This is a genomic window from Nocardioides coralli, assembly GCF_019880385.1.
In the GTDB taxonomy this organism is placed as follows: domain Bacteria; phylum Actinomycetota; class Actinomycetes; order Propionibacteriales; family Nocardioidaceae; genus Nocardioides; species Nocardioides coralli.
This window is the reverse complement of record NZ_CP082273.1, coordinates 445,390-467,145: the sequence shown is the minus strand read 5'-3', so window position 1 is coordinate 467,145 and position 21,756 is coordinate 445,390. Positions and strand designations below refer to the sequence as shown.

The 21,756-nt window shown below is 69.6% G+C and carries 17 protein-coding genes; 4 read left to right on the top strand and 13 right to left on the bottom strand.

Annotated features, from left to right (window positions below):
- Nucleotides 1-90: 90 nt before the first annotated feature.
- Nucleotides 91-675 carry a TlpA family protein disulfide reductase gene (locus K6T13_RS02320; protein ID WP_222896573.1) on the top strand — a complete coding sequence of 195 codons (585 nt, stop codon included), beginning with the start codon at nucleotides 91-93 and terminating at the stop codon, nucleotides 673-675.
- 4 nt (nucleotides 676-679) lie between these two features.
- Nucleotides 680-1,447, top strand: a complete 768-nt coding sequence (locus K6T13_RS02315; protein WP_222896572.1) for a cytochrome c biogenesis CcdA family protein — start codon at nucleotides 680-682, stop codon at nucleotides 1,445-1,447.
- A gap of 7 nt (nucleotides 1,448-1,454) precedes the next feature.
- On the opposite strand, the gene K6T13_RS02310 is transcribed toward K6T13_RS02315, so the two are convergent.
- Nucleotides 1,455-2,117 (bottom strand): response regulator, encoded by a 663-nt coding sequence (locus tag K6T13_RS02310; RefSeq protein ID WP_283247942.1) that lies wholly within the window; start codon nucleotides 2,115-2,117, stop codon nucleotides 1,455-1,457.
- Nucleotides 2,114-3,262, bottom strand: coding sequence for a sensor histidine kinase (locus K6T13_RS02305; protein WP_222896571.1), 1,149 nt, complete (start codon nucleotides 3,260-3,262; stop codon nucleotides 2,114-2,116). The genes K6T13_RS02310 and K6T13_RS02305 overlap by 4 nt, the downstream gene beginning before the upstream one ends.
- Before the next feature lie 145 nt (nucleotides 3,263-3,407).
- On the opposite strand from K6T13_RS02305, the gene K6T13_RS02300 reads away from it, so the two are divergent.
- Nucleotides 3,408-4,094 carry a hypothetical protein gene (locus tag K6T13_RS02300; protein WP_222896570.1) on the top strand — a complete coding sequence of 229 codons (687 nt, stop codon included), beginning with the start codon at nucleotides 3,408-3,410 and terminating at the stop codon, nucleotides 4,092-4,094.
- On the opposite strand, the gene K6T13_RS02295 is transcribed toward K6T13_RS02300, so the two are convergent.
- Entirely contained in the window at nucleotides 4,029-4,718 is a 690-nt protein-coding gene (locus tag K6T13_RS02295) for a DUF429 domain-containing protein (RefSeq protein ID WP_222896569.1), read from the bottom strand. The two genes, K6T13_RS02300 and K6T13_RS02295, sit on opposite strands and share 66 nt — an antisense overlap.
- An 82-nt stretch (nucleotides 4,719-4,800) precedes the next feature.
- Here K6T13_RS02295 and K6T13_RS02290 point away from each other — a divergent pair, with 82 nt between their 5' ends.
- Nucleotides 4,801-5,166: a hypothetical protein gene (locus tag K6T13_RS02290; protein WP_222896568.1), complete on the top strand. Its 366-nt coding sequence runs from the start codon at nucleotides 4,801-4,803 to the stop codon at nucleotides 5,164-5,166.
- A 278-nt stretch (nucleotides 5,167-5,444) separates the two neighbouring features.
- Here the strand turns inward: K6T13_RS02290 and K6T13_RS02285 are convergent, their stop codons facing one another.
- The 10 genes from K6T13_RS02285 to K6T13_RS02240 all read right to left on the bottom strand — a co-directional run bounded on the left by K6T13_RS02285 (nucleotide 5,445) and on the right by K6T13_RS02240 (nucleotide 21,750).
- Nucleotides 5,445-9,323 carry a DNA-directed RNA polymerase subunit beta' gene (locus K6T13_RS02285; RefSeq protein ID WP_222896567.1) on the bottom strand — a complete coding sequence of 1,293 codons (3,879 nt, stop codon included), beginning with the start codon at nucleotides 9,321-9,323 and terminating at the stop codon, nucleotides 5,445-5,447.
- 33 nt (nucleotides 9,324-9,356) lie between these two features.
- The gene (rpoB, locus tag K6T13_RS02280) at nucleotides 9,357-12,857 is read right to left on the bottom strand and encodes a DNA-directed RNA polymerase subunit beta (RefSeq protein ID WP_222896566.1); all 3,501 of its coding nucleotides are present in this window, start codon (nucleotides 12,855-12,857) and stop codon (nucleotides 9,357-9,359) included.
- Nucleotides 12,858-13,099: 242 nt separating this feature from the next.
- Nucleotides 13,100-13,939, bottom strand: a complete 840-nt coding sequence (locus K6T13_RS02275) for a J domain-containing protein (RefSeq protein WP_222896565.1) — start codon at nucleotides 13,937-13,939, stop codon at nucleotides 13,100-13,102.
- Complete coding sequence (locus tag K6T13_RS02270) at nucleotides 13,936-14,556, bottom strand: hypothetical protein (protein ID WP_222896564.1); 621 nt, start codon at nucleotides 14,554-14,556, stop codon at nucleotides 13,936-13,938. Before K6T13_RS02270 ends, K6T13_RS02275 begins: the two co-directional genes overlap by 4 nt.
- Nucleotides 14,529-15,806, bottom strand: coding sequence for an MCE family protein (locus K6T13_RS02265; protein ID WP_222896563.1), 1,278 nt, complete (start codon nucleotides 15,804-15,806; stop codon nucleotides 14,529-14,531). The genes K6T13_RS02270 and K6T13_RS02265 overlap by 28 nt, the downstream gene beginning before the upstream one ends.
- Entirely contained in the window at nucleotides 15,803-17,314 is a 1,512-nt protein-coding gene (locus K6T13_RS02260) for an MCE family protein (RefSeq protein ID WP_222896562.1), read from the bottom strand. Before K6T13_RS02260 ends, K6T13_RS02265 begins: the two co-directional genes overlap by 4 nt.
- On the bottom strand, nucleotides 17,311-18,444 hold the full coding sequence (locus tag K6T13_RS02255; RefSeq protein ID WP_222896561.1) for an MCE family protein: 1,134 nt from the start codon (nucleotides 18,442-18,444) through the stop codon (nucleotides 17,311-17,313). Before K6T13_RS02255 ends, K6T13_RS02260 begins: the two co-directional genes overlap by 4 nt.
- A gap of 5 nt (nucleotides 18,445-18,449) precedes the next feature.
- A complete protein-coding gene (locus K6T13_RS02250) occupies nucleotides 18,450-19,418 on the bottom strand; it encodes an MCE family protein (RefSeq protein WP_222896560.1) in 969 nt (322 codons plus the stop codon).
- Complete coding sequence (locus K6T13_RS02245) at nucleotides 19,418-20,461, bottom strand: MCE family protein (RefSeq protein WP_222896559.1); 1,044 nt, start codon at nucleotides 20,459-20,461, stop codon at nucleotides 19,418-19,420. Before K6T13_RS02245 ends, K6T13_RS02250 begins: the two co-directional genes overlap by 1 nt.
- The gene (locus tag K6T13_RS02240) at nucleotides 20,458-21,750 is read right to left on the bottom strand and encodes an MCE family protein (RefSeq protein WP_222896558.1); all 1,293 of its coding nucleotides are present in this window, start codon (nucleotides 21,748-21,750) and stop codon (nucleotides 20,458-20,460) included. The genes K6T13_RS02245 and K6T13_RS02240 overlap by 4 nt, the downstream gene beginning before the upstream one ends.
- Between the last annotated feature and the right edge of the window lie 6 nt (nucleotides 21,751-21,756).

Sequence of the window (21,756 nt, the reverse complement as noted above, 5' to 3'; positions counted from 1 at the left end):
CACGGAGCCACCGACCCGGACAGTGTTACGAAGCGCTGACAGTGAGCGCGGACACGGTTCCCCGCCGACGTCGGCTGTCAGGATGGGTCCATGCCGCGGCCCCTCGTCCTCGCGATCCTCGCCGTGCTCGTGCTCAGCGGGTGCGGTGGCTCCGCCACCGAGACGGCGGCCGAGCCGACCCCGTCAGCGACCTCGGCCAGCCCCGAGGAGTCCCCCGAGGCGCAGGAGTCCACCGGGGGCCAGCAGCTCGAGCCCGAGGCCGAGCCCGAGGCGGTCCCCGACTCCCTCGACTTCACGGGCACCACCGTGGCCGGGGCCGAGTTCGAGGGCGCGACGCTCGCGGGTCGACCCACCCTGCTGTGGTTCTGGGCGCCCTGGTGTCCCAGCTGCCGCGGCCAGATCCCCCAGGTCGAGGGCCTCGCCGAGCAGTACGACGGCGAGCTCAACGTGGTCGGCGTGGGATCGCTCGACAGCGCCGAGGCCATCGCGGGGTTCGCCGGCGACGTCGACGGCGTCACCCACCTCGAGGACGCCGACGGCGAGCTCTGGAAGCGTTTCGGCGTCAGCGAGCAGTCCTCCTTCGTGCTCCTGGACAGCGACGGGTCGGAGGCCTTCCGGACCGGGTACGGAGGCTCGGACGAGCTCGGCGACCGGGTCGCCGACGCCGTGGGGTGACCGCGTGGGCGACACCCTGACGCTGGCGGTGGCCGCCGGCATGCTGGCCGCGGTGAACCCGTGCGGCTTCGCCCTGCTGCCGGCGTACCTCTCGGTGCTGGTGCTGGGTGACGACTCCCCCGGCACGGGACGCGCCGTCGGTCGTGCGCTGGCCCTCACCGGGTGGATGACCCTGGGTTTCGTGGCCGTCTTCGGCATCTTCGGACTGGTCATCTCGCCGGTGGCCTCCCAGGTCCAGCAGTACCTGCCCTGGTTCACCGTGGTCTTCGGTGTCCTTGTCGCCCTCGCCGGCGTGTGGCTGGCGCTCGGACGCGAGCTGCCGCAGCTGCGGATCGGCACCGGCAGCGGCAAGGCCGTCACCCGGACCGCCCCCGCCATGGTGGGTTTCGGGGCGTCGTACGCCGTCGCGTCGCTGACCTGCACCATCGCCCCGTTCCTGGCGGTGGTCGTCGCCGGCTTCCGGGCAGGCTCGGTCGGCGAGGGCGTCCTGCTCTACGTCGGCTACGCGGCCGGCATGGGCCTGTTGGTCGGCGTCGCGGCCGTGGCGGTCGCGGTCGCCCGTCGCGGGCTGGTCACGGGGCTGCGGCGCACCGGTCGGTGGGTGCCGCGGGTCGCCGGCGTGCTGCTGCTCGTGGTCGGTGCCTACGTGGCGTGGTACGGCGCCTGGGAGCTGCGCGTGCTGGGCGGTGACGACCCCGCCGACCCGGTCATCGACCTCGCCGCCCGGATCCAGCGGACGCTGGCCGAGTGGGTCGACGCCCTCGCGCCGTGAGCGCCGCTCACCCGCCGCGGGGCACGACCAGCCCCGACTCGTAGGCCAGGACGGTCAGCTGCACCCGGTCGCGGACGTCGAGCTTGGTCAGCAGCCGCGACACGTAGGTCTTCACGGTGGCCTCGCTCAGGTGGAGCCGACCGCCGATCTCCGCGTTCGACTGCCCCGACGCGACGGCCAGCATCACCTCGCGCTCGCGCGCGCTGAGACCCTCGACCCGCGGGTCGGCGACCGTCTCGGGCTGCTCGGCGAAGCGCTCCAGCAGCCGGCGGGTCAGCGCCGGGGCGAGCAGGGCGTCACCGCGGGCCACGACCCCGACGGCGTGCACCAGGTCGGCCGGCGGGATGTCCTTGAGCAGGAAGCCGCTGGCGCCCGCCCGCACGGCCTGCATGACGTACTCGTCGAGGTCGAACGTCGTCAGCACCACGACCCGCACGGCGGGGTCGTGGGCCACCACCCGGCGGGTGGCCTCGATGCCGTCGAGCCGGGGCATCCGCACGTCCATGAGCACCACGTCCGGCGCCAGGGTGGCGGCGGCCTCGACGGCCTCGAGGCCGTCGGCCGCCTCCCCGACGACCTCCACACCCCCGCGTTCGAGGATCATCCGGAAGCCGACCCGCACCAGCTCCTGGTCGTCGACCACCAGCGCCCGGGTCGCCGCCGCGGTCACGTGGCCACCGGCAGCACGGCCCGGACGGCGAAGCCGCGGTCGCGCTCCGGGCCGGCCGTGAACCGGCCGCCGTACATGCCGACCCGCTCGCGCATGCCCACCAGCCCGTGCCCACCCGGCTCCCGCGCCGACCCGCCCCGGCCGTCGTCGACGACCTCGAGCCGCACTTCGTCGGGGTGGTACTCCAGCCGGACCACGCACTCGCTGGCCTGCGCGTGCTTGCGCACGTTGGTCAGCGCCTCCTGCACGATGCGGTAGACGGCGAGGTCGAGGCCGACCGGCAGCTCCCGCTCGGCTCCGACCACCTCCAGCCTCGTCGCCGGTCCCTCGGTCGAGGCAGCCGCGATGAGGGCCGGGAGCGCCTCGAGCCGGGGCTGCGGTGCCAGCGGCGCATCGCTCTCCTCCCGGAGCATGCCGACGAGCCGACGCATCTCGGCCAGCGCGTCGTTGCCGGTGCGCCGGATGGCGTCGAGGGCGGTGTCCACGAACGCGCGGTCGCCGTCGGCCTGCTGCGCGGCTCCCGCCTGCACCACCATCGAGGTCACCGCGTGCGCGACGATGTCGTGCAGCTCCCGTGCGATCCGCGTCCGCTCGTCGACCACGGCGCGCATCGCCTGCTCCGCTGCCCCCACCTCGGCCTCGATCGCCCGCCGGGTCGACGCGCGGGCCCGGCCCTCCAGCCGACGCAGCCCGACGGCGGCGCTGGCGGTCAGCAGCCCGACCGTCCAGTGGAAGAACAGCTCGCCCGGCGACCGCATCTCGGTGCTGAACACGTCGATGGCCACGAACGACGCCACGACCACGCCGGCCCCCAGGGCCGGGACCCGTCCCTCGCCGTACCTCACCGTGAGGAAGAGCACCACCAGCAGCGGCGCCAGCTGACCGTAGAACAGGATGAAGACCGAACCGGTCGGCAGCAGCGCCAGCGGCCAGGCGACGGCGAACACCACGGCCGGCAGCCAGGGGACGCGCCGGCACCACAGCAGGGAGACCGCGACGACGGCCGCGGCGGCCGCGGACGCGACCTCCGACCCCGACCCGACCCGGGAGCCGAAGGGCACCAGCACCTCGCCGACGCCGAGCACGCCGAGCAGCCCGGCGGCCACCAGCTCGACGAGACGGGGCCTCCCCCGCAGGATCTCCACGCGTCGACGGTAGTGCTCCCGAGGGGGTCCGGACAGTCATCTGGAGTCGACACCTGCCGCGACCTGCGGCCGATGCGCGGAACGGGCCACGCCCGGTGTGCTGGGTGCCAACCGGCCCGCCGGGCCACCGAAACGAGGAGCCGCCATGCTGCCCGACACCCCGTCCCGTCGCCTCGCCGCCGAGCTGTCGCTGCTGGCCAGCCCGGTCCTCGCCCTGCTGTTCGTGGCCCTCAGCCCGCCCTTCCCGGACGACCCCGTCGACCGGCTGGCCGGGTTCGCCGACGGGTGGGCCCCCACCGTCTCGGCCACCGCCTTCACGGTGATGCAGCTGCCGATGCTGGTGGCCTTCCTGGCGATCGGTCGGCTGCTGCTCCCGGGCGCCCGCCGCCTCTCGGCCTGGGGCACCGCCCTCGCGGTCGTCGGCTGCTTCGGGCACGTGGTGTTCGGCGGCCTCTCGATGGCCTACCTCGTGATGGCCCACGACGAGGCCAACCGGGCGACGTACGCCGGGCTGATGGCCGACGTCGAGAGCTCGCCGGTCATGGTCTTCGCCGTCGCCGGGCTGCTGGGGACGGTCCTCGGCGAGCTGCTGCTCTCCATCGGCCTGTTCCGGACCCGGACCGGGCCGCGGTGGGTGGGGCCCGCCGTCTGGGCGTTCCTCGTGCTCGAGTTCGGGCTGAGCGCCGTCAGCCCGCTGGCGTCGTACCTCGCGGTGCTGCTCCTCGGTGCCGCCTTCTGGGCACTCGCCCTCGAGATCCGGGCCCGCTCACACGTGGATGGCGGCCGGCAGCCCGTCGGAGAACACCTCGGGGTCGGCGGGCAGCGAGCGTGAGGCACCGGTGAGGTGACGTCGGGCGGTCCAGGCCACGGCGCAGGCGTCCAGCAGGTCGTCGGCGCCGTGACCGGGGCCGTCCAGCCGCGCCGGTGGCGTGATGCCGGCCCCGCGCAGCGCGGCCAGCCGGACCGCGCGTCCGGCCGCGGTCCGCTTCGAGGGGACGGTGTCGGCCCCCATGGCCGCGAAGCTCACCTCCGGGTGGACCTCCAGCACGGGGACCTCGGGGCCGAGCCGCACCCACCGGTCGACCTCGGCGATCTTGGCGCACAGGTGGAACCCCTGGACGCTGAGCCCCTTGCCGGTCGCAGCCCGCTGGGCGGCGTTGGCCTCGGGGTGGCTCGCCGACGCCACCGCAGCCCGGACCGGCGTGGGGAAGACCGAGGACTTGCGTCCGACCGGCAGCTCGCGGCGCGCGGCGACGTCCGCCACCCGGGGCCCGTCGTCGGGCAGCCCGATGGGGATGTCGATCCCGACCACCGCCGGCGGGTGCGTCCGCCCCGCGGTGGCCACCAGGGTCGTGATGTCGGGCTCCACCAGCACTTTGACCTCACTGCCGACCAGCAGCGCGCCGACCCAGCCGGCGCGGCAGCCGTCGACCCCGAGGACGACACGCCGCGACATGGGCGCCAGCGTAGGGCTCGGGTCAGCAGCTGAACCTGCTGGCAGCCTCCCGCCGAGACCCCGGCGGTGCTTGGATGTCCTCGTGGACGAGGCACGGCAGTTCGTGGCAGCGATCGTGAGGCACGACCCGGAAGGGCTGGCGCGCCCGCTGTCCCCGACCGTCGACTTCAAGGGTCTCACCCCGGGCAGGCTCTGGGAGGCGTCCTCGCCGCAGGGTGTGGTCGATGTCGTGCTGGGCCACTGGTTCGGCGAGAAGGACCGGATCGTCGAGCTGCTCGGCGTGGTCGAGGACGAGGTCGCCGACACCCGGCGCATCGGCTACCGGTTCGCCCTGGAGAACCCCGACGGCGCGCACGTCGCCGAGCAGCAGGCCTACTACCGCACCGGTCCCGACGGCATCGGTCACCTGCGCATCATGTGCTCCGGCTACCGCCCGCGCACCCTCTGACCTGCCGAGCCGTCACCACTGCTGGTTCACAACCCGCTGAGCCGTCACTTCTGCAGGTTCACCACCCGCTGAGCCGTCACTCCTGCTGGTGCGCTTCTCCCCAAGCCGTCGACCGCGTCGGGACCGATCCCCTGTACGTGACGGCTCGGCGCCATCTCAACCAGCTGGAATGACGGCTCGGCGCCATCTCAACCACCTGGAATGACGGCTCGGCGTCGGTGGACCGCGACGGCCCCCTCCCGCCGGGCGGGAGGGGGCCGTCGTCGACGCAGACTCGCTCAGTTCTGGTAGGAACCGAAGTCGAAGTCGTCCAGGGCGACCGCCTGGCCGCTTCCGCCGCCGAACTCGTAGTCGTAGGAGTCGTACCCGGTGACGGAGTACGCCGCCGCGCGAGCCTCCTCGGTCGGCTCGACCCGGATGTTGCGGTAGCGCTCCAGGCCGGTGCCGGCCGGGATCAGCTTGCCGATGATCACGTTCTCCTTCAGGCCGCGCAGCGAGTCGCTGCGACCGTTGATCGCCGCGTCGGTGAGGACGCGGGTCGTCTCCTGGAAGGAGGCCGCCGACAGCCACGACTCGGTGGCCAACGACGCCTTCGTGATGCCCATCAGCTCCGCACGACCCGAGGCGGGCTTGCCACCCTCGGTGACCACGCGCCGGTTCTCCTCCTCGAAGATCACCCGGTCGACCAGGTCGGAGGGCAGCAGGTTGGTCTCACCCGACTCGATGACCGTCACGCGGCGCAGCATCTGCCGCACGATGATCTCGATGTGCTTGTCGTGGATCGACACACCCTGCGACCGGTACACCGCCTGGACCTCGTCGACGAGGTGCTGCTGCGCCCGACGGATACCGAGCACGCGGAGCACCTCCTTCGGGTCCGGCGTACCGACCGTCAGCTGGTGGCCGACCTCGACGTGGTCGCCGTCGGCGACCAGCAGCCGGGCCCGCTTGCTGACGGAGTACTCCTGGACCTCGGAGCCGTCGTCGGGGGTGACCAGGACCTTGCGGGCCTTGTCGGTCTCCTCGATCTCGACCCGGCCGGCGAACTCCGTGATCGGCGCCAGACCCTTGGGCTGACGGGCCTCGAACAGCTCGACCACACGGGGCAGACCCTGCGTGATGTCGTCGGCCGAGGCCACACCACCGGTGTGGAAGGTCCGCATCGTCAGCTGCGTGCCGGGCTCACCGATCGACTGGGCCGCGATGATGCCGACGGCCTCGCCGATGTCGACCAGCTTGCCGGTGGCCAGCGACCGGCCGTAGCACTTGGCGCAGGTACCGGTCCGGGCGTCGCAGGTCAGCACGGAGCGGACCTTGACCGTCTCGATGCCGGCCGCGACCAGCTCGCCGATCTTGACGTCGCCGAGGTCCTCGCCCGCAGCCACCAGCGCCTCGCCGGTGTCGGGGTGGGTGACCTCGACGGCCGCCGTCCGGGCGTACGCCGCGGTCTCGGCGTTGTCGTCCTTGCGGACGACACCGTCCTCGCCCTTGACGCCGATCACCTTGTCGAGGCCGCGCTCGGTGGCGCAGTCGTCCTCGCGGATGATGACGTCCTGGGAGACGTCGACCAGTCGACGGGTCAGGTAGCCGGAGTCGGCGGTCCGCAGCGCGGTGTCCGCCAGACCCTTCCGGGCGCCGTGCGTCGCGATGAAGTACTCCAGCACCGTGAGGCCCTCACGGAAGTTGGACTTGATCGGACGCGGGATGATCTCGCCCTTCGGGTTGGCCACCAGACCACGCATGGCCGCGACCTGCCGGATCTGGTTCATGTTTCCGGAGGCACCGGAGTCGACCATCATGTAGATCGGGTTCGACCGGTCGAAGTTGCCCTCCATGGCCTTGCCGACCTCGTTGGAGGCCTGCGTCCAGATCTCGATGAGCTCCTGGCGGCGCTCGTCGTCGGTCACCAGGCCCCGCTCGTACTGCTTCTGGACCTTCTCGGCCTGCTTCTCGTAGTCAGCGAGGATGCCGGCCTTGTCCTCCGGGGTGGTGACGTCGTCGATGGAGACGGTCACACCGGACCGGGTGGCCCAGTGGAAACCGGCGTCCTTGAGGGCGTCCAGGGACGCCGCGACCTCGACCTTGGAGTAGCGCTCGGCGAGGTCGTTGACGATCGCGCCCAGGGCCTTCTTGCCGACCTCGTAGTTCACGTACGGGTAGTCGGCGGGCAGCGTGTCGTTGAACAGCGCCCGACCCAGGGTCGTCTCGAGGGTGATCGAGCGACCCTCCTCCCAGTCCTCGCCCAGCTCGAGGTCGAGCGGCGGCACCAGGTCGGGGAACCGGATCCTGACCTTGCTCTGCAGGCTGATCTCACCGTGGTCGAAGGCCATGACGGCCTCGGCCGTCGAGGCGAACGCCCGGCCCTCGCCTGGCTCGCCCTCACGCTGCGTGGTGAGGAAGAACAGGCCGATGATCATGTCCTGCGTCGGCATGGTGACCGGCCGGCCGTCGGACGGCTTGAGGATGTTGTTCGTCGACAGCATCAGGATCCGCGCCTCGGCCTGCGCCTCGGCGGACAGCGGCAGGTGCACCGCCATCTGGTCACCGTCGAAGTCGGCGTTGAACGCCGTGCAGACCAGCGGGTGGATCTGGATGGCCTTGCCCTCGACCAGCTGCGGCTCGAAGGCCTGGATGCCGAGGCGGTGCAGCGTGGGTGCCCGGTTGAGCAGCACCGGGTGCTCGGTGATGACCTCCTCGAGCACGTCCCACACGACCGGCCGGGCACGCTCCACCATCCGCTTCGCGGACTTGATGTTCTGGGCGTGCGACAGGTCCACGAGCCGCTTCATGACGAAGGGCTTGAAGAGCTCCAGGGCCATCTGCTTGGGCAGACCGCACTGGTGCAGCTTCAGCTGCGGACCCGACACGATCACCGAACGGCCGGAGTAGTCGACGCGCTTGCCGAGCAGGTTCTGGCGGAACCGGCCCTGCTTGCCCTTGAGCATGTCGGACAGCGACTTCAGCGGCCGGTTGCCCGGGCCGGTGACCGGACGACCGCGGCGGCCGTTGTCGAACAGCGAGTCGACGGCCTCCTGGAGCATCCGCTTCTCGTTGTTGACGATGATCTCGGGCGCACCGAGGTCGAGCAGCCGCTTGAGACGGTTGTTGCGGTTGATCACCCGGCGGTAGAGGTCGTTGAGGTCGGAGGTCGCGAAGCGGCCACCGTCCAGCTGGACCATCGGCCGCAGGTCCGGCGGGATGACCGGGACGGCGTCGAGCACCATGCCGATCGGCTGGTTGCCGGTCTTGCGGAAGGCGTCGACCACCTTCAGCCGCTTGAGGGCACGGACCTTGCGCTGGCCCTTGCCCGTGGCGATGACGTCGCGCAGCGCCTCGACCTCGGCCTCGATGTCGAAGGACTCCAGGCGCTTCTGGATCGCCGTGGCGCCCATGTGGCCCTCGAAGTACTTGCCGAACCACGCCTTCATCTCGCGGTAGAGCATCTCGTCGCCCATGAGGTCCTGGACCTTCAGCGACTTGAAGGTGTCCCAGACCTCGTCGAGACGGTCGATCTCGCGCTGCGCCTTGTCGCGCAGCTGCTTCATCTCCCGCTCGGCGCCGTCACGCACCTTGCGCCGCTGGTCGGCCTTGGCGCCCTCGGCCTCGAGGGTCGCGAGGTCCTCCTCCAGCTTCTTGGTCCGGTCCTCGATCGCGCCGTCGCGACGCTTCTCGAGGCGCTCGCGCTCCAGCTGCACCTTGCCCTCGAGCGAGGACAGGTCGCGGTGACGGGCGTCCTCGTCGACGGAGGTGATCATGTAGGCGGCGAAGTAGATGACCTTCTCGAGGTCCTTCGGCGCCAGGTCCAGCAGGTAGCCCAGCCGCGACGGCACACCCTTGAAGTACCAGATGTGGGTCACCGGGGCGGCCAGCTCGATGTGGCCCATCCGCTCGCGGCGGACCTTCGAGCGGGTCACCTCGACGCCGCAGCGCTCGCAGATGATCCCCTTGAAGCGCACCCGCTTGTACTTGCCGCAGTAGCACTCCCAGTCCCGGGTGGGACCGAAGATCTTCTCGCAGAACAGGCCGTCGCGCTCGGGCTTGAGCGTGCGGTAGTTGATGGTCTCCGGCTTCTTGACCTCACCGTGGCTCCAGGCGCGGATCTCGTCCGCGGTGGCCAGGCCGATCTTCAGCTGGTCGAAGAAATTAACGTCGAGCACTGTCGTCCAACTCTCCTAAAAACCCGTAGTCCCTCAGACCTCTTCGACCGAGCTCGGCTCGCGGCGGGACAAGTCGATGCCCAGCTCCTCGGCCGCCCGGAAGACGTCTTCCTCGGCGTCCTTGAGCTCGATCTGCGAACCGTCCTGGCTGAGCACCTCGACGTTCAGGCAGAGCGACTGCATCTCCTTGACGAGCACCTTGAACGACTCGGGGATGCCGGAGTCGGGGATGTTCTCGCCCTTGACGATGGCCTCGTAGACCTTGACGCGACCGGGCACGTCGTCGGACTTGATCGTCAGCAGCTCCTGGAGGGCGTACGCCGCACCGTAGGCCTCCATGGCCCACACCTCCATCTCGCCGAACCGCTGGCCGCCGAACTGGGCCTTACCGCCCAGCGGCTGCTGCGTGATCATCGAGTAGGGGCCGGTGCTGCGCGCGTGGATCTTGTCGTCCACCAGGTGGTGCAGCTTGAGGATGTACATGTAGCCGACCGAGACCGGGTCCGGGAACGGCTCGCCTGAGCGGCCGTCGAACAGGTTGGCCTTGCCGGTCTCGTCGATCAGCCGGTCACCGTCACGGTTGGGCAGCGTGGCACCCAGCAGGCCGGTGATCTCGTCCTCGCGGGCACCGTCGAAGACCGGGGTCGCGACCTTCGTGTCCGGCTCGGCCTTCTGGGCGTGGATCGACATGAGTCGGTCCTTCCACGCCTGCGAGCCCTTGTCGCCGTGGAGGTCGAGGTCCCAGCCCTGCTTGGCCAGCCAGCCCAGGTGCAGCTCGAGGATCTGGCCGATGTTCATGCGTCGCGGGACACCCAGCGGGTTGAGCACGACGTCGACGGGCGTGCCGTCCTCCATGAACGGCATGTCCTCGATCGGCAGGATCTTGGCGATGACGCCCTTGTTGCCGTGGCGGCCGGCGAGCTTGTCGCCCACCGAGATCTTCCGCTTCTGGGCGACGTAGACGCGCACCAGCTGGTTGACACCCGGGGGCAGCTCGTCGCCGTCCTCGCGGTCGAAGACCCGGACGCCGATGACCGTGCCGGACTCACCGTGGGGCACCTTCATCGAGGTGTCGCGCACCTCGCGCGCCTTCTCGCCGAAGATCGCGCGGAGCAGGCGCTCCTCGGGGGTGAGCTCGGTCTCGCCCTTCGGGGTCACCTTGCCGACGAGGATGTCACCGGTGGTGACCTCCGCGCCGATCCGGATGATGCCGCGCTCGTCGAGGTCGGCGAGCATGTCCTCGCCGACGTTCGGGATGTCGCGGGTGATCTCCTCGGGGCCCAGCTTGGTGTCGCGGGCGTCGACCTCGTGCTCCTCGATGTGGATCGAGGTGAGCACGTCCTCCTGCACCAGGCGGTTGCTGAGGATGATCGCGTCCTCGTAGTTGTGGCCCTGCCACGGCATGAACGCGACCAGCAGGTTGGTGCCCAGCGCCATCTCGGCGTCGTCGGTGCACGGACCGTCGGCGATCGGCGAGCCCACCTGGAGCTTGTCGCCCTCGCTGACCAGCGGCCGCTGGTTGATGCAGGTGCCCTGGTTGGACCGGCGGAACTTGGCCAGCTTGTAGGTGGTGTAGGTGCCGTCGTCGTTCATGGTCTCGACGATGTCGGCCGAGACCTCCTTGACCACACCGGCCTTCTCGGCCACCACGACGTCACCGGCGTCGACCGCGGCGCGGTACTCGATGCCGGTGCCGACCAGCGGGCTGTCGCTCTTGATGAGCGGGACAGCCTGGCGCTGCATGTTGGCGCCCATGAGCGCGCGGTTGGCGTCGTCGTGCTCGAGGAACGGGATCAGGGCGGTGGCGACCGAGACCATCTGCCGCGGCGAGACGTCCATGTAGTCGATCTCGCCGGCCAGGATCTCCGAGACCTCGCCGTCACGCTGGCGCACCAGCACCCGCTCGTTGACGAAGCGACCCTTGTCGTCGAGCGCGGCGTTGGCCTGCGCGATGACGTAGCGGTCCTCGTCGTCAGCGGTGAGGTAGTGCACCTCGTCGGTGACCTTGCCGTTCTTGACGACCCGGTAGGGGGTCTCCACGAAGCCGAAGGGGTTGATCCGACCGTAGGAGGCCAGCGACCCGATCAGGCCGATGTTGGGGCCTTCCGGCGTCTCGATCGGGCACATCCGACCGTAGTGCGACGGGTGGACGTCGCGGACCTCCATGCCGGCGCGGTCACGGGACAGACCGCCGGGGCCGAGCGCCGAGAGGCGACGCTTGTGCGTCAGACCGGCGATCGGGTTGGTCTGGTCCATGAACTGCGAGAGCTGCGAGGTGCCGAAGAACTCCTTCAGCGCCGCGACCACGGGCCGGATGTTGATGAGGGACTGCGGCGTGATCGCCTCGACGTCCTGGGTGGTCATCCGCTCCCGAACCACACGCTCCATCCGGGCCAGGCCGGTGCGCAGCTGGTTCTGGATGAGCTCGCCGACCGTCCGCATCCGGCGGTTGCCGAAGTGGTCGATGTCGTCGGCGTCGATCACGATCTCGCCGGCCGGCGCCTCGAGCGACTCGCGGCCGTCGTGGAGGGCGACGATGAACTTGATGGTCGCCACGATGTCGGCGATCGTCAGCGTCTGCTGGTCGAAGGCCTCGGTCAGGCCGAGCTTCTTGTTGATCTTGTAGCGGCCGACCTTGGCGAGGTCGTAGCGCTTGGGGTTGAAGTAGTAGTTCTTCAGCAGCGTCAGGGCGGCTTCGCGCGTCGGCGGCTCACCCGGGCGGAGCTTGCGGTAGATGTCGAGCAGCGCGTCGTCGGGACCCTGCGTGTGGTCCTTCTCCTCGGTGAGCTGGATCGACTCGAACTCGCGCAGCTCCGCCATGACGGCGTCGTAGTCGTAGGCCTCGCCGGTCTCCTCGGCAACGGCCTGCAGCGCCTTGAGCAGCACGGTCACGTTCTGCTTGCGCTTGCGGTCCAGGCGGACGCCGACGAGGTCGCGCTTGTCGACCTCGAACTCCAGCCACGCACCGCGCGACGGGATCAGCTTGGAGGTGTAGATGTCCTTGTCCGACGTCTTGTCGGGGGTGCGCTCGAAGTAGACGCCGGGCGACCGGACGAGCTGCGAGACGACGACGCGCTCGGTGCCGTTGATGATGAAGGTGCCCTTGGGCGTCATGAGCGGGAAGTCGCCCATGAAGACCGTCTGGCCCTTGATCTCACCGGTCTCGTTGTTGGTGAACTCGGCGGAGACGTAGAGCGGTGCGGAGTAGGTGAAGTCCTTCTCCTTGCACTCCTCGACGGTGTACTTCGGGTCGTAGAAGACCGGGTTGTCGAACGACAGCGACATGGTCTCGCTGAAGTCCTCGATCGGGGAGATCTCCTCGAAGATCTCCTGCAGCCCCGACTTGGCGGAGACGTCCTCGTCGGCGTCCCGGCGCCGCTTGACCTCGGCGTTCCAGGCCTCGTTGCCGATCAGCCAGTCGAAGCTGTCGGTCTGGAGGGAGAGGAGCTGCGGGAGCTCGAGCGGTTCGGTGATCTTTGCGAAGGAGATTCGCTGGGAGCCAAGCGTGTGACCAGTGGCGGTGCGCGCAGCCAAGAGGTGTCCTTTTCACGGGTCGCTCTGGGAAGTGACACCCGATCACCACACATCCGCCACCGGGCAGGCGGAAGCGCATTTGAGAACGGGTGCGAACGTGAAGAGTACCCCAGCCGTGGGCACGACACAACATCGGCGTCAAGACCGCGCTCGGTGCTCCCGGCCAGCGGTCCGCGACGTTGCGTAGATGATGGACGCAGGCCCACGTCCAGGTCAAGCAGCGGCGGATCCCGGGCGTGTGGTCAGGATCCGCAGCTGCCGTCCGGTGCGGTGATAAGGCAGTCCACCAGCCACTCGCCGTCCACCTTCTCCAGCCGGACCCGGACCTGGTCCTTGAAGACCTTCGGCTCCTCGGTCTCGGCGTTGGTGGTGGGCCGGTTGACGAAGAGCAGCACCTCTGCCCGGTCCGCCGAGGCACGCACGACCGCGGAGGTCACGACCTCCACCTCGACGGCCGCCTCCGTCCGCTCGGCATTGGCCGTGACGACGTCCTCCATGAACCGGTCGTACTCCTGGCGGTAGTCGTCGGTCAGGAAGGCGTGGGCGGCCGCCTGGTCCTCCTCGAGGGTCCGGTAGTCGTAGGAGAGCACCGGCACGATCGCCTCCTCGGCGGCGCTGCGGGCACTGGCGGCCGCCTCCTCGACCGAGGCCTCCGACGGTTGGGTGAAGAGGTAGGACATCAGGCCGACGGAGAGCACGGCCAGCAGGGCAACGGCGACCAGCAGCCAGGTGGGCACCGGACGATCGCGCCACGCAGGCGTGGGTCGTTCGGCGACCGGTCCGGTGGCGGCTGCGGGCGCGGCAGCGGCAGGCGCCGCAGGCTCGGCCGGCACCGTGGCCCCGGCCTCGTCGGCGTCCTGCGTGGCCTCGGGCCGGTCGGCCACCTCGGCGGCCAGCTGGGCGTCGTAGGCGGCCCGCCGCTCGTCGTCGAGCAGCACCTCGGCAGCCTGGTTGTAGAGGCGGAAGCGCCGGTCGGCCGGGGTGAGGTCGGCGATCGCGGCTCGCCAGGCGTCGCGGATCTCCTCGCTGCTCGCACCGGGGTCGACGTCGAGGACGTCGTAGTAGTTCGGGCCGCTGGTCACTGCTCGGCTCCCGTCACCGGGGTGAAGTCGTCCACGAGCCACTCACCGTCGATCTTCTGCAGCGTCAGCTCCATCCGGAACGGCACCGGCTCCTGGGGGACCAGCTCGCCGCCCCGGCTGGGGTAGGAGTTGACGAAGGCGCCGGCCACGAGGGCGGTGGCGGAGGTGTCGGAGAGGGTGGACACCCCGGTGGAGAGGACCTCGGTCTCCCGTGCCGCACCCGCCTGGGCCACGATCTGCTCCGCTGCGGTCACCGACTGCTCGAACGAGGTGGCGAACTTGGGCGTGATCACCTCGGTGACCAGCTCGCGGTACTCGGGGAGCTGTCCGTCCTCCAGCTGGTCGGGGCCGTAGGTGCCCATCCGCAGCATGAACTGCCGTGACTGCGACATCACCGCGTCCCGCTCGGCCTGCACCTGGCTGGGTCCGGCGTCGATGCCGACGGCCGAGAAGCCCCGCGAGGAGATCAGCCACCCACTCGTGGCGAGTGCGACCACGGCCACCACGGCGCACACCGCGAGCAGGACGGGCCGCAGCCCGCTCGGGCGTGCCGTGCCGTGGGGGGTGGTGGGGTCCGTTGCTCCGTCGCCTAGGTCATGGGCTGGAGGAACAGCCACTTCCACGACTCCTCTCCGAACGTGCTGGGCGCCAACGTACCGGGAGTCCGCAACTCGGCGGGGACGTCGTCACCCCACAGGACCTCGTCGGTGCCCTGGTCGTAGTAGGCGACCACGGGCGCCTCGTAGTCGGCGGCTGCCCGACGTGGGGCGTGCTGGGCGCCGCGCGGGTTGCTCTTCGTCGCCGGCTCGGCGCAGCGCGCCTTCATGTTCATCGGCCGGTTGCTGCCGTCCTGCGGCGGACGCCGGTCGGTGCTCTCGTAGCCGTGGGTGCACACGTGCGGCTCGGAGGTCTCGATCATCCCGAAGTGGGCGTCGTAGAGACCGTCCGGGGACTTCGAGACCACCGTGAAGCCGCCCTCGACGACGTAGGGGTAGATGGCGAGCACCTGCTCGATGCCGTCGAGGTTGGCGACGGTCACCTCACCCGTGGTCACCAGGTTGTTGACCAGCTCGGCCAGGTCGACCTCGTTGTCCTCGAGGAAGCGACGGAGCTCGTTGGCCGTCGTCGACCCGGCGTCGATGACGTTGCGCAGGTCGTCGTCGTTGGCCGCGAGGGTCCCGGTGAACCGCGACATCTCCCGAGCGAAGTTCCGGATGGCGCTCGCCTTGGCGAGCTGACCCTTGAGCACGACGTTGCTGTCTCGGATGAGAGCGGTCGTCACGTCGAAGTTGGCGTTGGCGTCCTCGATGAAGGCGTTGCCCGTGTCGATGATGCGCTGCAGGTCCTCGCCGGTGCCACCGAACGCGGCGCCGAGCTCGGTCACCGTCGTGCGCAGCGCCTTCTTGTCGACCGACTCCACCGTGTTGGACAGGTTGGTCAGGAACGTCTTGACCTGGATCGGCGTGCGGGTGTTCTCGACCGCGATCTCGGAGTCCTCGGCGAGGAAGGGCTCGCCGTCGCTCTGCGGCTGCAGCTCGACGTACTGCTCACCGACAGCGGAGCGGTTGCCGACCAGCGCCACGGCGTCGGCCGGGATGTCGTCGTGGTCCTTGTCGATGGCCAGGTGGAGGTCGACGCCGTCGTCGGTCAGCTCCATGCGCTCGACCTGCCCGATCTTGACCCCGCGGTAGGTCACCTCGCCGCCGGAGAAGATGCCGCCGGACTGGGCGAAGTGCGCCACGACGGTGAAGGTGTCGTCGCGGACGAGCCGGTCGAGGCGGGCGTAGCGCGCGCCGACGAAGCTCACACCGACCAAGGTGATGATCACGAAGATCAGCAGCTGGGTCTTGGTACGACTGTCGATCATCGGGTCACCACCATCCCGGGCACGAGGAGCGAGACCAGGGCAGGGTCGTAGTGGGCGCTGAGCTGGCCCATCGTCGGACCCCGGTCGGCGTCGACGGACGTGTCGGGACCGAACGGCGCACGCGGCAGCTGGATGTCGGGCAGGTCGGGCAGGCCGCCGCCACCGCCGCCACCGCCGCCACCGCCGCCACCGCCGTTGACGTCGGGGCACTGGTTCTGCGGGATGCCGAGGAGCTGGCAGGTGTTGTCGAGCACGCCCTGGGTGACCTTCTGGATCGTGACGCCCAGCCGCTTCTCCAGGCAGTTGACGAGCTTGTCGATGTCCGGCTTGGCCAGGCACTTGTTGATGGCCTGCTCGGCGCCGTCGCAAAGGTCCTCGAGGCTCTCGAGGTAGTCGATCAGCTCGTCGAGAGGCACGTTCTTGCCGAGCTCCCGGCGTACGTCACGCAGGGTGGTGCAGGCCTCGCCCGGGTCGACCGGCGGATTGACGGTGTCGCCCTCGTCGTCGTTGAGCGCGATGTCGAACGTCACCGACAGGTTGGTGTAGTCGCCCATGTGGAGGTTGCGGGCCACCTGCGGGTCGCGGCCCACGACCTCGTCGACGAACGGGTAGGTCAGGAACACGTGGAAGGCGTCGACGAACGCGTCACCGGACTCCGAGAGCTGGGTCAGCACCGGGACGAGCTGCCGGAAGGAGTCGATGGTCGCCTTCTTGGAGGTCCGGATCACGCGGACCCCGACGTCGCCCAGCCGGTTGAGCTGCTTGAGCATCCGCACCAGGTCGCGGCGCTGCGCGTCGAGGGTGTTCAGCGCGCTGGGCAGCTCCTCGAGCGCGGCGTCGATGGTCTCGATCTGCGCGTTGGCCTCGATCGAGAGGCGATTGAGGCCCTCGATGGCCGCGACGATGTCGCGCTTGTTGTCGTCGAGCTGGCCCATGAACTGGCGGATCTGCCGGAACACCGACTTCGCGGAGTCCTCGCGACCCTCCAGGGCCTTGTTGAGCTCGGTCGCGATGGTCTTCATCTGCGCCACGCCGCCGCCGTTGAGCAGCAGGCTGAGCGCGCCCAGAACCTCCTCGACCTCCGGGTTGCGACCGGTGGCGTCGAGGGGGATGGTCGCGCCGTCGGCGAGCGTGGAGGAGCTGGCCCCCGACGCGGGAGGCTCCAGCGAGATGAACTTCTCGCCCAGGAGGCTGGTCTGCCGGATCTGCGCGGTGGAGTTGGCCGGCAGCTCGATGTCCTGCGGCAGCTCCATGGTGACCAGTGCGGTCTCGCCGTCGAGGTCGATCTCGGTGATCTTGCCGACGCTGACGTCGTTGACCTTGACCGTCGACTGCGGCACGAGGTCCATGACGTCGGTGAACTCGGCCGTCACCTCCATCGGCTCGTCGCCGACGTCGGTGCCACCCGGCAGCGGCATGTCGTAGACGCTGAAGCTGCAGCCGGTCAGGACCAGGGCACCGCAGAGAGTGCCCAGCAGCGCCTTGAGCAGGAGCGGGACGCGCCTCATCGGGTCACCTCCACCAGTCCTCCGAGGGACGGGTCGGACTCGTCCTGCCAGCGTGGGTTCTTGCCCTGCATCGTGCGCAGCGCACCCGCCCGCGGGAACGCCGCCTCGATGGCGTCACAGGTGTCACCGGAGGTGTCGGCCTGGTTGACGATGCCGCACAGGAACACGGCCGGGTCGGAGGTGATCTGGTAGTCGAGCTCACCGAGGTTGGCGCGCGTGTCGAGCGTGCCCGCCTGCGGGTTGTAGGTGAGCGCGAGGTTGTTGAGCGCCACGGGGGCAGCCGAGAGGATCTCGTCGAGCGCGCCGCGCTGCTTGGCGAGCACCTTGCTGACCCGGTTGAGCCCCCGGATGTTGCGCCCGAGGATGTCGCGGTTCTCCTGGACGAAGGTGGAGACCTCGCCCATGGCCACCGACAGGTTCTCCAGCGCCGCCTTGAGCTCCTGCCGCTCGCCGGAGAGCATCGAGGAGACCTCGGAGAGCGAGTCGTTGAAGTCGCGGACGGTCTCGTCGTTGGAGGCCAGCGTGCTGATGAACCCCTGCAGCGCCCGCATCGACCCGAAGAACTCCTGGCGGTTGTCGGCCAGCGTCTCGCTGAACCTGCCGAAGTTGCGGATGGTCTCGTTGAACTTCTCGCCCTGGCCACCGAAGTTGTCGGCCGTGACCTGGAGCAGGTCGGAGAGGGCACCCTCCCGGTTGGCACCGGTGGGGCCCAGCGCGACGTTGAGCTTGTCGAGGTTGTCGTAGATCTCGTCGAGCTCCAGCGGCACCGCGGTCTGCTCGACCTCCAGGGTCGCGCCGTCGGCGAGCTTCTCGCCACCGCCGTAGGTGGGCGTCAGCTGGACGTAGCGGTCACCGACCACCGACGGGGAGATGATGACGGCCTTCGCGTCGGCGGGCAGGGTGACCTCGCGGTCGTAGGACATGGTGACGACCACCTCGGTGCCCGACGGGGTCACCGTGTCGACGGTGCCGACGGGGACGCCCAGCACGCGGACGTCGCTGCCCTCGTAGACCGAGATGGTGCGCGGGAACTTGGCGGTCAGCGTCTTCTGGTCCTCGCCGCCGAGCATGGTCACGGCAGCGGCCGCGAGCAGGGCGAGCAGCACGCCGGGGACGATCAGCTTCTTCATGGTCCTCAGCCCCCCACCTGCGGCACCGGGGGCATGTTCTGGATGTAGGTGTCGAACCAGGGGCCGTTGCCGAGGGTGTTGGCGAACACCCGGTAGAACGGCGCCATCAGCCGCAGGCTGTTGTCGATGTTGTCCTCGTTCTTGTTGAGCACCTGCACCACGCTCTCGAGCTTGGTGAGGGCGGGCCGGAGGTCCTCGCGGCTCTGACGCACCAGGGCGGTGAGCTCGCGCGAGAGCTCCGAGGTCGCCACCAGCAGGTCGTGGACCGCGTCGCGTCGGGCGACGAGCGCGCGGAAGAGGACGTCGGCATCGCGCATCAGGGCGATGATGTCCTCGTCGCGCTCGTCGAGCACGGTCGAGACCTTCTCCAGGTTCTGCAGCAGGGTGCCGATCTGCTCGTTCTTCTCCGCCACGTTGGCCGACAGCGCCGAGACACCCTTGAGTGCCTCGCGGAACTCCTCCGGCGTGTTGCGGCTCAGGTCGGCCATCGTCGTGAGCGACTCGGCCAGCTGGTCGGTGTCGATCGCCTCCGACGTCTCGGCCAGGCCGGTGAAGGCCTCGACGGTGTCGAAGGGCGAGGTGGTCCGCTCGACCGGGATCTCGCTCCCCTCGTTCATCTGGCCGTCGCCCGCGGGCTCGAGGGCCAGGAACATGGCGCCGAGCACGGTCTTGACCTTGATGGCGGCGTTGGTCTCCTGCCCGAAGTCGGCGTCCTGGTCGACGCGGAAGGAGACCCGGACGTGGTCACCCGCCAGGGCGACCTCCTCGACCTTGCCGACGCGGACGCCGGCGATCCGGACCTCGTCGCCCTCCTTGAGGCCGCCGGCCTCGCTGAAGGCGGCGTGGTAGACGTCGCCGCCGCCGATGACCGGCAGCGAGGACGCCTTGAAGGCCATCGCGATGAGGGCGACGATCACGGCGAGGCTGATCGCGCCGACCACCACGGGGTTGCGCTCACGGAACGGGATGCTCATCAGAGATCACACCTGTCGGCGACCTTGGTCCCGGCGGCCGGGTAGTTGACGTCGAGCGGGCCGACGCCGGGCACCCGGACGCTGCCGGTGAACTCGCAGAGGTAGAAGTTGAAGAAGGAGCCGTAGATCGCGGTCCGTCCCACCTTGGTCAGCTTGATCGGCAGCACCTGCAGGGCCCGGTCGAGCTCGGCCTTGTTGCGGTCGATGTTGCCGGCCAGCCGCCGCAGCTGGGCGATGTCCTCGACGAACGGCTTGCGGATGCCCTTGACCATGCCCGCCGTCTCCACCGACAGCGCGGAGATCTCCTCCAGCGAGCCGAGGATCGCCTGCCGGTCGTCCTTGAGCCCGCCGATGAAGGTGCGGAAGGACACGATCAGCTCGGACAGCTGCTCGTCGCGGGCGCCGACGTTGGCCAGCACCTCGTTGAGGTTGTCGATCAGGTCGGAGATGACCTGGTCACGGTCGGCCAGGGTCTGCGTGACCGAGGCGGTGCTCGCCAGCAACCCCTCGAACGTCCCGCCCTCACCCTGGAAGACCTGGATGATCTCGTAGGACAGCTGGTTGAGGTCCTCGGGCGAGAGCGCCTGGAAGAGCGGCTTGAAGCCGTTGAACAGCACGGTGAGGTCGAGCGCCGGCGAGGTCTGCCCCACCGGGATGGTCGACCCCTCCTCCATCGCGGAGGTGTCACCGATGGTCTCGCTGAGGGAGATGTAGCGCTGTCCCACCAGGTTGCGGTAGCGGATCGCCGCGTGGGTGGCCCGGCTCAGCGTGGTTTCCTCGTCGACGGCGAAAGTAACCAGGGCCCGGGTGCGGTCGACGATCTCGACCTCCTCCACGGCCCCGACCTTCACGCCGGCGATGCGGATGTCGTCGCCCGGCACGACGCCGGTGGCGTCGACGAACTCCGCCTTGTACTCCTTGGTGCCACCAAAGGAGACGTTGCCGATGGTCACGATCAGCACACCCGTGGCGAGCGTGGTGACCAGGATGAAGATGAGCAGCCTGACCAGCGAGCCCATCGTCTTCGCGTCGAGTCCGGTCATCGCAGGCTCACCTCCGCCCCGCGGGCCATGGGGGCGACGAGCAGCACGCCCAGGTCGGAGACGTCCTCGGCGGCCACGCCCATCGACGGAGCCAGCAACGACTTCAGCAGCATCGCCTCGGACGTGCTGCCGGCGTAGCCCGCGCCGCTGCTCCAGCCGGGGGCGACCCGGCTGGTGCCCTTGCCGGTGGGCTCGTCGACGCCGTCGTCGAAGTCGGGCTGGTGGCGCACCGGGTTGTTCTGGGACCACGGCGGGTTGGGCAGCTGCAGGCAGCTCGGCCCACGGTCCTCACCGAAGCGCGGGGTGTCCTTGGAGTTGTAGCCGCGCGGCTGGTTGGGCAGCGTCTCGAGCACGATGTGGAGCATGAACCCGCGGAAGGCCTCCGCCTGCAACGGGCCGGCGTTGACGATGCCCTTGAGCAGGCAGGGGTAGCCCGGCGCGTACTTGGCGAACGTGCGCAGCTGCTGCGAGCCGAGGTCGGCGAGCCGGATCAGGTTGTCGCCGTTCTCGTCGAGGAACTCGCGCGAGGTGGCGGAGAAGGCCCCGACGTCCTGGTAGAGCGCCCGGACCTTCTCGTCCTGGTCCTCGAACGTGCCCGTCGTCGTGATGCTGTTGCGCAGGATCGCGGCGATCTCGGGCATCACGTCGGCGTAGAGGTCGGAGACCTCGGCGGTCATCCGGAGGTCCTCCACGATCAGCGGGATCTGCGGGTTGAGCCGCTTAAGGTAGCTGTCGAGCGTCTCGAGGTTCTCACCGAGGATCTCACCGCGTCCCTCGAGCGCGGTGGCGATCGCGTTGAGGGTCATGTTGAGCTCGGCCGGCTGGACCGTGCGGAGCAAGGGGTAGAGCTCGGAGAGGACCTTCTCGACCTCGATCGAGACCTCGGTGCGGTCGATGTTCTGGCCGACTTGCAGCGACTCGCTGCTGCTGGGGGTGCTCCCCTCCGGGATCTCGAGGGAGACGTACTTCTCGCCGAAGAGCGTCTTGGGGATGATCGATCCGGTCACGTCGGCGGGCACCTGGTCGATCTCGCCGGGGTAGAGACCGAGGGTGAGCTCGGCGCCGTCGGCGTTCGGCTCGAAGTCGAGGACCTCGCCGACGATGACGCCCCGCACCTTGACGTCCGCGCGCTCGGGCAGCTGCAGACCGATCTTGCTGGTCTGCAGCGTCACCTCGTCGTAGTCGGCGAAGGTCTTGTTGAAGATGGCGTAGGTGAACCAGACACCCAGCAGCAGCAGGCAGATGAAGAGGATCCCCAGCACCTTGTGGGGCACGGCGGCGAGTCTCATGTCGTG